General features: G+C 63.0%; 17 protein-coding genes. 10 read left to right on the top strand and 7 right to left on the bottom strand.

The window, feature by feature from the left end:
• From ABSG20_RS14700 to ABSG20_RS14685, 4 genes are all read left to right on the top strand, one after another.
• The coding region (locus tag ABSG20_RS14700; protein WP_423865228.1) for a methylenetetrahydrofolate reductase at nucleotides 1-594 on the top strand (594 nt) is incomplete at its 5' end.
• A gap of 4 nt (nucleotides 595-598) precedes the next feature.
• Nucleotides 599-2251 carry a hypothetical protein gene (locus ABSG20_RS14695; protein WP_423865227.1) on the top strand — a complete coding sequence of 551 codons (1653 nt, stop codon included), beginning with the start codon at nucleotides 599-601 and terminating at the stop codon, nucleotides 2249-2251.
• Complete coding sequence (locus tag ABSG20_RS14690) at nucleotides 2241-3494, top strand: ATP-grasp domain-containing protein (RefSeq protein WP_423865226.1); 1254 nt, start codon at nucleotides 2241-2243, stop codon at nucleotides 3492-3494. Before ABSG20_RS14695 ends, ABSG20_RS14690 begins: the two co-directional genes overlap by 11 nt.
• A complete protein-coding gene (locus tag ABSG20_RS14685) occupies nucleotides 3491-5008 on the top strand; it encodes a pyridoxal phosphate-dependent decarboxylase family protein (RefSeq protein WP_423865225.1) in 1518 nt (505 codons plus the stop codon). The genes ABSG20_RS14690 and ABSG20_RS14685 overlap by 4 nt, the downstream gene beginning before the upstream one ends.
• Before the next feature lie 7 nt (nucleotides 5009-5015).
• Here the strand turns inward: ABSG20_RS14685 and flbT are convergent, their stop codons facing one another.
• A complete protein-coding gene (gene flbT / locus ABSG20_RS14680; RefSeq protein WP_423865224.1) occupies nucleotides 5016-5453 on the bottom strand; it encodes a flagellar biosynthesis repressor FlbT in 438 nt (145 codons plus the stop codon).
• A 367-nt stretch (nucleotides 5454-5820) separates the two neighbouring features.
• Between flbT and ABSG20_RS14675 the strand changes: the two genes are divergently transcribed.
• From ABSG20_RS14675 to flaF, 3 genes are all read left to right on the top strand, one after another.
• Nucleotides 5821-7008 (top strand): flagellin N-terminal helical domain-containing protein, encoded by a 1188-nt coding sequence (locus tag ABSG20_RS14675; protein WP_423865223.1) that lies wholly within the window; start codon nucleotides 5821-5823, stop codon nucleotides 7006-7008.
• Nucleotides 7009-7212: 204 nt separating this feature from the next.
• Nucleotides 7213-8367: a flagellin N-terminal helical domain-containing protein gene (locus ABSG20_RS14670; RefSeq protein WP_423865222.1), complete on the top strand. Its 1155-nt coding sequence runs from the start codon at nucleotides 7213-7215 to the stop codon at nucleotides 8365-8367.
• Between the two features lie 204 nt (nucleotides 8368-8571).
• Nucleotides 8572-8937 carry a flagellar biosynthesis regulator FlaF gene (gene flaF / locus ABSG20_RS14665; RefSeq protein WP_423865221.1) on the top strand — a complete coding sequence of 122 codons (366 nt, stop codon included), beginning with the start codon at nucleotides 8572-8574 and terminating at the stop codon, nucleotides 8935-8937.
• A 278-nt stretch (nucleotides 8938-9215) separates the two neighbouring features.
• Here the strand turns inward: flaF and ABSG20_RS14660 are convergent, their stop codons facing one another.
• From ABSG20_RS14660 to ABSG20_RS14645, 4 genes are all read right to left on the bottom strand, one after another.
• Nucleotides 9216-9581 (bottom strand): hypothetical protein, encoded by a 366-nt coding sequence (locus ABSG20_RS14660; protein ID WP_423865220.1) that lies wholly within the window; start codon nucleotides 9579-9581, stop codon nucleotides 9216-9218.
• 165 nt (nucleotides 9582-9746) lie between these two features.
• Nucleotides 9747-10193 carry a hypothetical protein gene (locus ABSG20_RS14655; RefSeq protein ID WP_423865230.1) on the bottom strand — a complete coding sequence of 149 codons (447 nt, stop codon included), beginning with the start codon at nucleotides 10191-10193 and terminating at the stop codon, nucleotides 9747-9749.
• A 41-nt stretch (nucleotides 10194-10234) separates the two neighbouring features.
• A complete protein-coding gene (flgJ, locus tag ABSG20_RS14650; protein ID WP_423865229.1) occupies nucleotides 10235-10564 on the bottom strand; it encodes a flagellar assembly peptidoglycan hydrolase FlgJ in 330 nt (109 codons plus the stop codon).
• A 53-nt stretch (nucleotides 10565-10617) separates the two neighbouring features.
• Nucleotides 10618-11742, bottom strand: coding sequence for a flagellar basal body P-ring protein FlgI (locus ABSG20_RS14645; RefSeq protein WP_423865219.1), 1125 nt, complete (start codon nucleotides 11740-11742; stop codon nucleotides 10618-10620).
• Nucleotides 11743-12006: 264 nt separating this feature from the next.
• On the opposite strand from ABSG20_RS14645, the gene ABSG20_RS14640 reads away from it, so the two are divergent.
• Nucleotides 12007-12420, top strand: a complete 414-nt coding sequence (locus tag ABSG20_RS14640; RefSeq protein WP_423865218.1) for a flagellar assembly protein FliX — start codon at nucleotides 12007-12009, stop codon at nucleotides 12418-12420.
• 184 nt (nucleotides 12421-12604) lie between these two features.
• Nucleotides 12605-13015 carry an RNA polymerase-binding protein DksA gene (dksA, locus tag ABSG20_RS14635; protein ID WP_423865217.1) on the top strand — a complete coding sequence of 137 codons (411 nt, stop codon included), beginning with the start codon at nucleotides 12605-12607 and terminating at the stop codon, nucleotides 13013-13015.
• An 85-nt stretch (nucleotides 13016-13100) separates the two neighbouring features.
• Here the strand turns inward: dksA and ABSG20_RS14630 are convergent, their stop codons facing one another.
• A complete protein-coding gene (locus ABSG20_RS14630) occupies nucleotides 13101-13406 on the bottom strand; it encodes a type II toxin-antitoxin system RelE/ParE family toxin (RefSeq protein ID WP_423865216.1) in 306 nt (101 codons plus the stop codon).
• On the bottom strand, nucleotides 13396-13671 hold the full coding sequence (locus ABSG20_RS14625) for a ribbon-helix-helix domain-containing protein (RefSeq protein WP_423865215.1): 276 nt from the start codon (nucleotides 13669-13671) through the stop codon (nucleotides 13396-13398). The genes ABSG20_RS14630 and ABSG20_RS14625 overlap by 11 nt, the downstream gene beginning before the upstream one ends.
• A 74-nt stretch (nucleotides 13672-13745) precedes the next feature.
• On the opposite strand from ABSG20_RS14625, the gene ABSG20_RS14620 reads away from it, so the two are divergent.
• The gene (locus ABSG20_RS14620) at nucleotides 13746-14531 is read left to right on the top strand and encodes a 2-keto-4-pentenoate hydratase (protein WP_423865214.1); all 786 of its coding nucleotides are present in this window, start codon (nucleotides 13746-13748) and stop codon (nucleotides 14529-14531) included.
• Nucleotides 14532-14784 lie beyond the last annotated feature (253 nt).

The raw sequence follows: 14784 nt of genomic DNA, 5'->3' as shown, positions 1-14784 counted from the left end.
TTCCTCGACGACCCGCTGGCGACGCACCTGTTGTTCGTGGACGCCGATATCGGCTTTGCGCCCGAACAGGTGTTCCGGCTGATCGAGTCCGGAGCCGAAATGGTGGCCGGCGTCTATCCCATCAAGCGGGTCAACTGGGACAAGGCCAGGCGGATGCTGCAAGCCGGCCGGCCGAAAGTGCCGTCGGCCGCGCTCGACTATGTGCTCGAGATCGACGACCCCGACCGCGTTGTCGTGGTCAACGGCTTCACCCGCGTGCGCTATGCAGGCACCGGTTTCCTGATGATCAGGCGTCACGTCCTGGAAAGAATGTGCCAACACCCGGCCTACGCGGCGCTGCAGTTCTTCCGCGAACACTCCCTCGATGCGCTGGCGGGAAGTCCGAACCGGTTTGCGCTGTTCGAGTGCATGATCGATGCCGCGACCGGCACCTACCTCAGCGAGGATTTTGCCTTCTGCAGACGCTGGACCGATATCGGCGGCGAGATCTGGGCCGATCTGCAAAGTCGTCTCGATCACGTCGGACCCGCGGTCTTTCAGGGCGACATCTCATCGCAGTTTGCCGCGCCCGCAATTGCTTCGGATGCGGCGTGAAATCATGTCGATGACGAGCGCCATGCCGCGGTTGCGTGCGGCCGAAAATCCGACCGCCAGGGATCGATCAGGTTCTGCTTTGGCCGACTTGTTCGAACCGCTGGACTACCTGCTCGCCTGCGGCGGCGATCCGCGACTTCAAATCGATCGGACCAGCGGGGCCAATGATTATGGCTGCCGGCCATTTCCCTGTCCGAACACATTGAGCTTCGCGTCCTGCACGGCGACCTCGATTTCGGAGCGGGCTTACGTTCACGTCAGTCATGCGCGGGAATCCCTGATGCGGTCGGCAATTGCCGCCGGCCTTGAAGCCGCCTTCGATGCCCGAATCGAAAGCATGCGCGACGAATTGAAGGCCTGCCTCGGGCTGTCGCGGACCGATGCCGAAGTGGTATTTTCGTCATCGGGTACCGACGCGCAGCTTCAGGCGCTGTGGCTCGCGCGGGCGCTGCTAGGTCCCGCGCTGACGACGGTCATTGTGGCCGCCGACCAGACCGGCAGTGGAACCGGCTATACCGCGCGCGGGCGTCATTTCAACGCCGCGACCGCGAACGGCATCAGGGTGCGAAAGGGCGAGCCCATCGAAGGCCTGGCCGATCACCTTGCCAGCATGGCGCTCGGCGCGCTCGATGCGGCCGGGAGTTTCTGCCCGCGAGCCGAAAGCGATGCACGGGTTCTCGACGCGGTCGAACAGGCGATTGCAAATGGCAGCAAGGTTCTGCTCCAGGTCATGGATTCGTCAAAGCTCGGCTGGCGCGCACCAAGCGACCAATGCCTCGACGAAATCGCGACGCGCTGGCCCGATTCCGTTCAGATCGTCGTCGACGCCTGCCAGATGCGTCTCGGTCGTCCGCGGCTGCGACGATATCTTGAGCGTGGATATATCGTGATCGTGACCGGCTCGAAGTTTTTCACCGGGCCTGCCTTCAGCGGTGCGCTGCTGGTTCCCGCTGATCTTTCGAAGGCGCTCGACGCGGTCACCGAGGTGGCCACCGGGTTGTCGGACTATAGCAGTCGCAGCGACTGGCCGATGAACTGGCCGCGGCTGCGCTCGCGCTTTCCGGTCCGCGCCAATTTCGGCCAATGGCTGCGCTGGGAAGCCGCGCTTGCGGAAATGTGGGCCTATTACGGCGTGCCCGGCGAATTTCGCCTTCGGGCTCTGGCGACGTTCGGCAAGCAGGTCGAACGGATCATCGCTTCCTCGCCATCGCTTCGCCTGCTGCCGTGCCGGCAAGGGCCCGAAGATCGCGGCATCGAAGACGAGGAGCTCGCACTGCCGACGATTTTTCCCTTTGTGATCCGGCGTCACAATCGGGTGCTGTCGCTCGGCGACTGCAGGAAGATCCATCGCGCGCTGGCCTGCACGGTGCGGCCTGCCGGCCCCGCGAACGGGCGCGACCGCCTGGACCTCCCGACGAAGATTTGCCTGGTCGGCCAACCCGTCGCATTGGGCGACCCCGAGCGGGAGCCGTTGGCGGCGCTGCGCATCTGCGCCGGCGCCCGCCTGGTCACAGAAGCATGGTCATCGGATCCGGACACGACGCGCGGAAACCTGAAGCGCGAACTCGGACGGGTCGGCACGGTGGTCTCGAAGATCGAGTGGCTGGTTGCGCATCTGGATGGTCAGGACTTTGTCGAGGCATGCCATGAAGCTTGAGTGCGCCGAAGCGAAGGATCCCGTTCGCAATCCATGCGTGGACCGGATCGGATTTGCCAGGCTGACGACGATGGCGTTCGACGGCATCGATCTTCGTCCGCTGCGGGACGAACTGATCGCGAAAGTTACGGGTGGAACGGCCAGCATCGGCGATGGGCTCGATCTGTCGCTGATTGTGCAACTCCTGGGCGACAAACCCACGGGAATGGCCATACAGGCCGATGTGCTCGCCCTTCACCAATTGTTCCGCGCGCCATGTTGCGAGGAACAACCGAAATTGCGTGTTCTGGCGCTCGCCGCCGCGATCGATATGGGCGGCAACACGCCGATCGAGTTCCTGCTGGAGGACTCCGGGATCGAGCTCGTCACCCTCTATGTGATCGGCGGAATCGAGCTGCCGGACCCGTTGCCCCATCATGACGTCGCCATCGTGATCGCATCCGACTCCGAGGAGTGCCGCGATGCGCTCCGCATCATCGACGAGGTTGCTGCCGGCTGGCCGCGGCCGCTGCTGAATCCGCCGCGCCTCATCGGCAATCTGGATCGCGACAAGCTGCATCGTCTGCTTCGCGGACTCGACGGGCTTGATATTCCGGCAACCGTCGGCGTGACGCGGCCGCAATTATCCGGCGTCGCCCGCTCCGAACTCCGATGCGCCGACATTGACGCCGAGCTCGGGTTTCCGGTCATCGTCCGTCCCCGCGGTTCGCATGCGGGCGCAGGCCTCGCCAAGCTCGATGATCCCGCCGCCATTGCCGGATATCTCGCGCAGCGGCCGGAGCAGGAGTTCTTCGTCTCGCCGTTCGTCGACTACGCCGGCGACGACGGCCTGTTTCGCAAGTACCGGGTGGTTTTCATCGATCGCCGGCCATACGCCTGCCACATGGCGATCGCCGATCGCTGGGATATCTGGTATCTCAACGCCGGCATGTCCGGCAGCGCCGCCAAGCGTCTTGAAGAGGAAACCTTCATGCGCACGTTCGACATCGGTTTCGCCCGCCGCCACCGGACCGCGCTGTCGGCCCTCGCTGACCGCATCGGTCTCGACTATTTCACCATCGATTGCGCGGAAAACAAAAGCGGAGAATTGCTGATCTTCGAAGCGGACAATACCGCTGTCGTCCACAACATGGATTTGCCACAGCTGTTTCCCTACAAGCCGCCGCAAATGCGCAAGGTATTCGAGGCCTTCGCGGCGATGCTGAGCCGCCACGCCCGCCACGCCCGGGAGCATGCGGCGTGACCACGGCGTTGCAGGACAGCCCGGTCGAAGCGGGATCGAGCGCAACGCTGGATCCGCCAGACTGGGACGAGATCCGCGCACTGGGTCATCGCATGCTCGACGACATGATCGACTATGTCGCCGATATCCGCGATCGTCCGGTGTGGCAACCGATCCCGGATGCCGTGCGTGCGGGCTTTCGCGACGCGCTTCCGCGCAAGCCCTGCGATCTCGGCGAGGTCTATGGCGAATTCACCGATTTCATCATGCCCTATGCGACCGGGAACGTTCACCCGGGCTTCATGGGCTGGGTCCATGGCGGCGGCACCGCGGTCGGGATGCTGGCGGAAATGCTGGCGGCCGGACTCAACGCCAATCTCGGCGGGCGCGATCACATTCCGATCGAGGTCGAACGTCAGGTCGTGGAATGGACGCGCCAGATGTTCGGTTTTCCGGGCGGGGCGAGCGGCATTTTCGTCACCGGCACGTCGATGGCGAACCTGATGGCGGTGCTGGTGGCGCGAACGTCAGCGCTGGGACAGGCCGTGCGGCGGCGCGGCGTCGCAGAGGCGGGCGCGTCGCTGACGGCCTATACCTCGATCGCCGCGCACGGCTGTATCGGCAAGGCCATGGACGTTGCCGGCTTTGGCAGCGATGCGTTGCGGTGCGTCGAGGTCGACCGATGCCACCGCATCGACGTCGATGCGTTGCGGGCCCGGATCGTCGCGGACCGCGAGGCCGGCCTGAAACCTTTCCTTGTCGTCGGCTCGGCCGGAACGGTCGATGTCGGAGCCATCGATGATCTCCGGGCGCTTGGTTCGCTGTGCCGCGACCAAGGGCTCTGGTTTCATGTCGACGGCGCCTATGGCGCGCTCGGGGTGCTCTCGCCGGCGGTGGCGCCGCTGCTGGCCGGGCTTGAAGACGCCGATTCCATCGCGCTCGATTTCCACAAATGGGGACAGGTGCCCTATGACGCCGGCTTCCTGTTGGTCCGCGATGGCGAGCTTCATCGTCAGGCCTTCGCCGCGCCGGCGGCCTATCTGCGCCGCGAGACCAGGGGGCTCGCCGCGGGCTCACCCTGGCCTTGCGACCTCGGCCCCGATCTGTCGCGGGGCTTTCGGGCGCTGAAGACCTGGTTCACCTTGAAAACCTTCGGGACCGAACGGCTGGGGGCCGTGATCACGCGCTGTTGCGCGCTGGCCGGATATCTGCAAATGCGGATCTTGGCCGAGCCGCGGCTCGAACTGTTGGCACCGGTCCAGCTCAATATCGTCTGCTTCCGCTACCGCGCCGAATTTCCCGACCGGGTCAATAGCGATATCGTCATCGATATCCAGGAGTCCGGCATTGCGGCGCCATCGACGACGCTGGTCGAGGGCCAGCTCGCGATCCGGGCGGCGATCGTCAACCACCGCACCGACACCTGCGATATCGATGCGCTGCTGGAGGCGGTGCTGGAGTTTGGCGCGCAAAGAACGAGCCGCGGCGACAGCCTCCTACCAACGCTCGAGCCCTCTCCGCCGTTGGCGATGTAAGCGGCGCTCAGGTCGGACGCAGGGCTTCCGCGTTGGCTTCGCGTTCGCTATGGGCAGCCCGGTTGAGATCGAGAAGATTCTTCTCGTAGGCGACGAGTTTCCGGGCTTCCTTGAGCGCCCGGTACATCTCGCCGCTCAAGATATGGTTGTTGATGCCTTCGATGATCGGCCAGGCGCTCGGCACGGCGGTGACGATATCGCGGATCAGGCTGAAATAGGTGCCATGATTGGCCTGCGGGTCGGGGGAAATGTACATCAGCTGCACGGCCAGATAGACGAGCTTGGCCGGGGTATCGGCGGTGGCCGGGGTCAGGATATCCTTCTCGCGCAGGATCGGAATATTGTCGCCGTCGATCAACAGCCGGGCGCGCTGATCGGTGTTGGTGATCACACAGGCGCCAATGATGATCCGTTCGTGCGGCTTGAGTTCAACCTTCAACGCCATGACCGTTCTCCGTTGCCGCCGTTGCGCGTTCCGATCAACTCCAGCGAGTTCGAATGGATTCCGGCTGGGGTCGCGCCGGCGACGCGGCGATGCAATTTTGCCGCAGCGACTGTAATACTTTCCTATCGCGGTTAACACCCGGTAAATGCACGCATATTCCCGCAGAAGTGCATTATTACCAGCGCTTTTTGCTGACCCGCGCGACGACCCAACCGCCCGCAGGCGCGTCGCCGGCGCGACCAGCGCACCGGTAGTACCGCACCAATTCATGTTTTCTTAGAGGCTTGGTTTCACCGTGGCCCGGCCACCCGATCAACAATGATTGGGCGCACGCAACCCCTGATTTCACACCAGAAAGGTATGAAAAATGACCGGCATTGTTCTTTCGGCATCGGTTCGCCAGAACCTGCTCTCGCTGCAGTCGACCGCTTCGCTGCTGGCGACCACGCAAAACGATCTCGCTACCGGCAACAAGGTCAACTCGGCGCTCGACAATCCCACCAACTATTTCACGGCACAGTCGCTCGACAACCGCGCCAGCGACATCAGCAACCTGCTCGACTCGATCGGCAACGGCGTGCAGGTGCTGCAGGCCGCCAACACCGGCATCACCTCGCTGCAGTCGCTGGTCGCGAGCGCGCAGTCGATCGCCAACCAGGTGCTGCAGAGCCCGGTTGGCTATTCGTCGAAGGCCAGCGTGACCTCCGCCGCCATCGCCGGCGCGACCGCAAACAACCTGCTCGGTACCGGCGCTGCGCTCAGCGGCGATACGCTGACGATCGGCGCCACCGGCGGCGGCACGGCAACCAGCATCACCTTCGGCACCGGTCCCGGAGACATCTCGACCCTCAACCAGCTCAACACGGCGCTGGCAGCCAACAATCTGCAGGCCAGCATCGATTCATCGACCGGCGCGATCACCATTGAGACCACCAACGATGCGGCTTCGGCGACGATCGGCGCGATCGGCGGTACGGCCGTCACGGCCGCCGCCGGTGCGTTCAATGGTGCGACCGTGAACGCCGCCGTCGCCGACCCGAACTCGCAGGCAACCCGCGCGGACCTGGTCGCGCAGTACAACAACGTTCTGCAGCAGATCAACACCACGGCCCAGGATTCGTCCTTCAACGGCATCAACCTTTTGAACGGCGACACGTTGAATCTGACGTTTAACGAAACCGGAAAGTCGACGCTGAGCATCAACGGCGTGACCTTCAACGATGCCGGCCTCGGTCTTTCGACCCTGACCGGCGGAACGGACTTCCTGGACAACAACTCGGCGAACGCGGTCCTCAGTTCGCTCACTGCGGCCAGCACCACGCTCCGTACCGAGGCGTCGGCCCTGGGATCGAACCTGACGATCGTGCAGATCCGCCAGGACTTCAACAAGAACCTGATCAACGTGCTGCAGACCGGCTCCTCCAACCTGACGCTGGCCGACAGCAACGAGGAAGCGGCCAACAGCCAGGCGCTGTCGACCCGGCAGTCGATCGCGGTGTCCGCGCTGGCGCTCGCCAACCAGTCGCAGCAGAGCGTGCTGCAGCTCTTGCGCTGATCTCGACGGCAAGACGCTGAAAGGCGAACGGCGGGCAAAAAGCCCGCCGTTTTTTTCGTCAGAGCATCCAGCACCGCGAACCGGCCGATGGCTGGCGGTCACCTCTGGTTAACAGGTCCTTCATCAAACATCTTAAGCCGACATTAACCCCAATTTAAAGGAGTCTCCGTAAAACTACTGAGGTCAACCAGGAAGGTTTGAGATATGTCTGACATTGTACTTTCGGCATCGGTTCGCCAGAACCTGCTCTCGCTGCAGTCGACCGCCGCGCTGCTGGCCACCACCCAGAACGACCTCGCCACCGGCAACAAGGTCAACTCGGCGCTCGACAATCCCACCAACTATTTCACGGCTGAGGCCCTCAATAACCGGGCCAGCGACATCAGCAACCTGCTCGACAATATCGGTAACGGCGTGCAGGTGCTGCAAGCGGCCAATACCGGCCTCACCTCGCTGCAGAGCCTGGTCGCCAGCGCGCAGTCGATCGCCAATCAGGTCTTGCAGACGTCGGTCGGCTACTCGAGCAAGTCGACCGTGACGTCGTCGGCTCTCGGTGGCACCGCGGCCAATCTGGTTGACGGCACGACCATCAAAAGCGGCGACAAGCTGTCGATCCTTGGAACCCCCGGAATCCCGGCGTTCTCCATCACGTTCGGCGCCAGCGAGTCTCTGGCGCAGCTGAACACCGCGTTGGCAGCCAGCAACCTGACCGCCAGCCTCAACAGCAGCAACCAGCTCGTCGTCACCACGACCAACGACGCTGCGTCGTCCACCATTGGCGCCGTCACCGATACGAACGCTGGTACGACTTTCGGCGCCGCGGGCGCGCCGGTTGCCGATCCCTCCTCACAGGCTGTTCGCGCCAACCTGGTCACCCAGTACAACAACATCATTGCGCAGATCACCACCACCGCGCAGGATTCGTCCTTCAACGGCACCAACCTTTTGAACGGCGACGATCTCAAGCTGACCTTCGACGAAACCGGCAAGTCCACGCTCAACATCAGCGGCGTTACTTATAACGCGGCTGGCCTCGGTCTCAACACGCTGGCCGTCGGCACCGACTTTCTGGACAACAATTCGGCGAACGCCGTGCTCGCTCAACTCGGTACCGCCAGCGACACGCTGCGCTCGGAAGCATCGGCGCTGGGTTCAAACCTGTCGATCGTGCAGATCCGCCAGGACTTCAACAAGAGCCTGATCAACGTGCTGCAGACCGGCTCCTCCAACCTGACGCTGGCCGACAGCAACGAGGAAGCTGCCAACAGCCAGGCGCTGTCGACCCGGCAGTCGATCGCGGTGTCCGCGCTGGCGCTCGCCAACCAGTCGCAGCAGAGCGTGCTGCAGCTGCTGCGCTGATCTCAACTGCCATAACTGACGCGAAACAGCGGGGGAACCTCCGCCGTTTTGTCTGATGCCACCTCGCACGGCGGACACCTCGATTCGACCGGCTCCCGACAATTCGACGACCATCGCTAACCATATTTTAAAGGCAACGGCCTACAAAAAATCAGGCAGCTCCGGAGCCGGAACGCTGCGCAACCAGCCCTATCGAGGTGATGAATGCCCAATGCCGCCCAAGCCTATGCGCGCACGTCACAAGCGACGGCGCCTCCTCGCGAGATCGAAGCACAGGCCCTGCTGAAGGCAGCAAGACAATTACAGGAGATCCAGACCAACTGGACCGGTCCGGACAAGAGCATGCACAAGGCGCTACTGTTCAATCGGCGGCTGTGGTCGATTTTCATGAGCGCTGCGGCAGTCGACGAAAATCCGCACCCGGTGGAAGTTCGTCAGAACATTGCCAATATCGGCCTGTTCGTCATGCAGCAGACCGTCGACATGCAGATGAGCCCGGATCCGGCGAAGTTGAAATCGCTGATCGACATCAACTGCAACATCGCCGCGGGTCTGGCCGGCCGGACCTGATGGGGTCGCGTTCACGCAACGCGATCGCTCATTTACAACGTCCGGCGTCAATTCAGCCGGACTGAGCTTTCCAACCGAAGCCACGGTCTGAGGCCGGCGACCCACGTTCCGGCGCGCGCGCCTGATCCGGAATGAATCATTTCGGGTTGGCGATACCAGGATATTCCTGACCACAGCGGAAAAGGCTGACATGGCTGCAGCCGCTTAAGCCAGCAATGACCTCACCGATTCCGACGACCGGTTCAACTTGCCTTGAAGCCGCCGGCGCCGGGATCGGCTCATGCCCGGCGGTCGGTGGCCAGAGGCCGTGTCGGCTCTTCCTTGGCCAGATCGAGCGAGTGGAAATAGGCGCGACGGCGCAGCACGGCCTCATCGGGAAATTGCTGCACCACCGCGTCGGTTCTGTCATCGATGACCTGGTACACGATCGAGGCCGCGGCCTGATCGATAAAGGCCTGACGCAATACGGCGTCGTTCGTGGCCGGCGCATCGTTGCGCACGCCGGCGCTCGCGTCCGCTGCCGAGACGCTTTGGCTTGCCGGCAGTTCGGTCGAGACCGCGCTGCTGGCCGCTGCGCTAACGGGTTGCGCAACGGGTGTAACGGCTGGTGCCCCCACCGGCCTGATGTTGAAATCCACACTCATGGCAGCCTCCTGGCCTTCCTCGAGTCAAATCCCAACCCTCTCCGTCGACAACTATGATCGGCACCTCTCAACGTGGAGTAAGAGAACGTGCTGAATTCCGCTTTGAAATTTTCGCACAAATTTTACGAAAATTGGTGCTATGCCGAACGGCGCGGCCGAACCGGCTCAGAGCCGGCGGCTGACCGCCAGCGGCGTCAAGTGCCGCGGTCCCGGCGCCGCGCGGCGTCCGGTTGAGGTGTAGGTGCTTGGAATATTGCGCAGCTGCATTTCGCTGTTGACGCCGCGCACGATGCTTTCGGACACGGCGCGCGCCGTTGCCAGTACCGTGAGGTTGATCTGCAACATGGCGCGGAACGCGTCGTGATGACGATGCAGCGCGACCAGCAGCTCGGGCGTAGTTTGCGACAAATATTTCTGGCTGGTTCTCAGTTGCCTGACCGCGCCGACATAACGGCGGGAAAAGTCGGTCTTGGTCGGCTCCAACGCCATTGCCTCGCGCAGCTTGCCGGCGCGAACCAGCTCGATCTCGCGCTCGATCACGCCGAGCAGGGCGCTCATGACATCCATCAGGTTTTCGGCGAACTTTCGCGCCTCGTCGGGGGTTGCGACCATTGCGACCGGCGCGGGCGCCGGCTGCTGTTGAGGAGGCTGTTTCATGTCTGATTTCCCTTGATCTGGCTGGGGCTTTTGGCTTGCTGCAGGATCAGCTCGCGATAGACGGAACTGGAAATTCCGATACCGCCAGCCTTGGCGAAATTTTTCGAGTATTGTTCCGTCAGCATCGAGCGCCACACGCCGGTGCCCGGCGTATCGCCGAAAGGACCTTCGCCCTTGAGGCCAGAGGTCATCTGCGCAAACATCGAATTGAGAAACACCGCCTCGAAATCGGTCGCGGTGGCCTTGGTCCTGGCCTGCGCCTTCGGCGAGACCTTGGTCAAGGCATCGGCGAGCTGGTAATCCGGCCGGCCGTTGAACTGAGGCATGACGGCGTTGGCTTGTACGCCACCGCTGTGGCCCGTGATCAGGCTATTCTGCATCACATCACCTCGATGTCGGCTTCGATCGCGCCCGCGGCCTTGATCGCCTGCAGAATGCCGATCAGGTCGCGCGGACCGATGCCTAGTCCGTTGAGGCCATCGACCAGTTGCTGCAGCGATACGCCGTCCTTCATCACCGCGAATTTCTTGCCGTCTTCGGTAACCCCGACGCGTGAGTTCGGCGTCACCACGGTTCGCCCACCGGCCCGCGCATTGGGCTGGCTCACCTGAGGACTCTCGGAAATCGTGACGGTGAGGTTGCCCTGCGCCACGGCGACGGTGGCGACGCGGACGTCGCGCCCCATCACGATAATGCCGGAGCGTTCGTCGATGACGATCTTGGCGGCCAGATCCGGCTCGACCTGCAACTGCTCGATCTCGGTCAGGAAGGCGACGACGTTGCCCTTGAATTCGGTCGGAATGGTCAGTTGCACGGTCGAGGGATCGAGCGGCTCGGCGGATTTGGCACCGAGATAGTCGTTGACCGCGGCGGCAATGCGTTTGGCCGTGGTGAAATCGGGATTGCGCAGCGCCAGCCTGACATTGGGCAGGCGGTTGAGTGCGAATTCGATCTCGCGTTCGATGATGGCGCCGTTGGCGATACGGCCGACCGTCGGCACGCCGCGGACGATCTTGGCGGCTTCGCCTTCGGCCTGAAACCCCGAGATCGCGACCGAGCCCTGCGCGACCGCATAGACGTTGCCGTCGGCGCCGAGCAGGGGGGTGACTAAAAGCGTGCCACCCCGCAGGTCCTTGGCGTCGCCCAGCGCTGAAACGGTGACATCCATCCGGGTGCCCTGGGTGCTGAAGGCAGGCAGGTTGCCGGTGACCATCACGGCGGCGACGTTGCCGGTGCGGATGGTGGCGCCGCGGATATTGACGCCCATGCGCTCGAGCATCGCCTGCAGCGACTGCTTGGTGAAGGGAATGTTGTTCAGGGTATCGCCGGTGCCGGCGAGGCCGACGACGAGGCCGTAACCGATCAGCTGATTCTGCCGCACCCCTTCGATGTTGGCGAGATCCTTGATCCGCGAGGTCGCGCCCGCAGGCATGGCAGACATCGCCAGCGCCATAAGCGCGGCGCAGGCCACCTGTAAAACTCGTGCCGAATCGACGCCTTGCATCCCCTGCTCCCCGCTGAGGTCTTCACTTCAGGATCCGCGCGCCACTCCCATGACGGCGATCCGGCAACCACCATGCGAGCGCCATGCCACGCCGGTTTCTGACAATAACCATTTGATATCATTTAATAAGTTTCTTGAGCGGGGTTTGCCGATCGGGACCTTGGAGCGGCGAAACTGCCGCGCCCCGGCAGATTTTGCCGGGCCTTTTACGATCGATTAACCACAATGGGACAAAGCTCCGCCCACCCACCGCGAGACCGAGCGATGCGCATCTACGGCCCGAACGGCACCAACCTTGGCACTCCAGCCGCCTTCATCAGGCGAACCGGTCCAAGCAGCTTTGCGCTGCCGGATGCCGCCTCAGCCGCCGAGAGCCGACCGGCGGTCGCCCTCAAAGCGTCGGCGAATATCGATGCGCTGCTCGCCATGCAGGGCATCGAGGAGGATCCGGTCGAGCGCCGCAGGCGCTCGGTCCAGCGCGGCAAGCGCGCGCTGGATGTGCTGGGCGACCTCAAGATGGGACTGTTGTCCGGCAATTTCGATACCGGTACGATAAGCCGGCTGCGCGAGGCCGCTGCCAACCTGAAATCCTCCTCCGGCGATCCTGGCCTGGATAATGTCCTTTCCGAGATCGAGCTGCGGGTCGAGGTCGAACTGGCCAAGGCCGGGCAGTTCTAGCTCCAGGACGTTCCGGGACAGGCCGCCTCAAAGCATTCACTTTGTTCGCAGTTCCTGACGGGAACACCCCGTGGTTCACGGTTTCGCCGCGCCAGCCGATATTGTCTGTCACATGAGGCCGCTATATAAGGCCCGCGCGGACGGACCGTTTCCGTCCCGCCTTGTACGTACAGATGGGCTGGCCTTGGAAAAGTTGAAAAACTATCGACCGTCCGAAAAAGAGCCTTTCATGAACGACCGCCAGCGCGATTATTTTCGCGCCAAGCTGCTGGCATGGAAGGACGAGATATTAAGGGAATCGCGGATCACCCTGCAGACGCTGCAGGAAGAGAACGTCAATCATCCCGACCTGGCGGACCGCGCCTCCTCCGAAACCGACCGCGCGATCGAACTGCGCGCCCGCGACCGCCAGCGCAAGCTGATCTCCAAGATTGATGCTGCACTGCAGCGCATCGAAGACAACAGCTACGGCTATTGCGAGGAAACCGGGGAGCCGATCTCGCTGAAGCGGCTGGAGGCCCGCCCGATCGCGACGCTGTCGGTGGAAGCCCAGGAACGTCACGAGAAACGCGAAAAAGTCTATCGCGACGAGTAGGCTGGCCGCTTTTGCGGTCATTTTATTGAGGCGCCACGCGAAGAGCGGCTGGCCTTGCCGCGCATGACGGCTGTTGCCAGTTACTTCAGCTATCACGAAAGGCATTCTCGAAGTCGCGCCCGGCATAGGAGATGGTGACGATGTCTACGCGCGTTCTCAGCACCCGATAGGCAATCGTGACCCGCCGTTCGAAAGCAATCGTGCGCAACCCGGGTGCGAGATCGTCACGCTTGGTGCCACGATTCGGGAACTCGGCCAGCGACATGCAGGCGGTCTCGATGCGGTCGATGTAATTGCCTGCGGTGGCCAAGCTTGATGCTCCGGCGATGTAGCGATAGAGCGCCAGAAGGTCCGCTTCAGCTTGCGGCCGAAACAGGACCTTAATCGCCACGGGTAGCTGCCTTCACCGCCCTTCCATGAACCGCGCGCAGACGTTTGAAAACGTCGGTTGCTGGAACGCTCTTGCCCGGATCGGCAAGCGAAGCGGTCACCCTCTTGCGAAGATGATCTTCAATCGCCGCTTCCTCCCGGTCGAGCGCCCGCAGCGCGGAACGAAGTATTTCACTGGCATTGTCGTAGCTGCCCGACTTGAGCCGCTTTTCGAGGCTGGCCTGCATCGGTCCGAGGGTAACTGTGATAGGCTTGCTTGTACGCATGATCTGGCTCCTTTTCGGTGACCGGATTAGCATAATAGTATGACGATGTCATACAATTTGGAAAAAATTCCCCTATGGACAACACGCTCGCAGCCGCCGCAGCCATTGCCTCTGCCCGCCGCACCGGCACGCCGTTGCAGCCGCTCCCCGGCGACGCCGCGCCACGGACGGAGGCGGAAGGCTATCGGATTCAGGATGCGGTTCACGATCTGCTGGCGGCCGACTTCGGTACCCGGGTCGGTTACAAGATCGGCTGCACCAGCGCCGTCATGCAGCACTATCTCTCGATACCCCATCCCTGCGCCGGCGGTGTATTCGCCGGCGGCGTTCACCAAAGCGGTGCGTCGTTAAGCGCCGGCCGTTACGTGCGCGTCGGCGTCGAATGCGAAATCGCCGTCCGGCTGGGCCGTGATCTGCCGTCCTCGCAAGCGCCGTTCGCAGCGGACGCGGTCGCCGCCGCGATCGAAGCCTATCTGCCGGCCATCGAGATCGTCGATGACCGTTACGCCGACTGGCAGACCCTGGGCGCACCGACGCTCGTGGCGGACGATTTCTTTGCCGCCGGCTGCGTGCTCGGAAACGCGATCGCGCCCGCTTCGGCTCCCGATCTGCTTGACGTCGTTGGCCGTGCCGTCATCAACGGCAATGAGGCAGGGCGGGGCACCGGCGCCGACGTGCTCGGCCACCCGCATCACGCGCTGGCCTGGCTCGCCAACCATCTCGCAGCCAGCGGCAAAAGCCTGCGCGCCGGCGAGATCGTACTGACCGGGAGCCTGGTCAAAACGCTGTGGTTGAAGGCCGGCGACGAGGCGGCGATGGAATTACAGGGGCTGGGCACGGTGCGCGTCGCATTCTCCTGAAGCCGGCTGAGCCTGTTGATGGGCGCCGCGTCTCGGCCCAGGCCGCGACAAAGGCTTTCGCGAATCAAGATTCGCTTACATCGGGACCGATGCGGAAGAAAGCCACCTCGGCACCAACTTCCGCGATTTTTCTGTTCCACAAACCGGGCCTGCGAGCCTATAGGCAGGCATGCTGCTGCGTCGCTCCCGCTTCATTCATCAGCTGCCGGTGGGTAAGGACCGCACCCTGATCGTGCATGCGATCAGCCATATG

The sequence above is a fragment of the Bradyrhizobium sp. genome (assembly GCF_049512235.1).
Taxonomy (GTDB): domain Bacteria; phylum Pseudomonadota; class Alphaproteobacteria; order Rhizobiales; family Xanthobacteraceae; genus Bradyrhizobium.
This window is presented reverse-complemented; position numbering and strand designations above follow the sequence as displayed.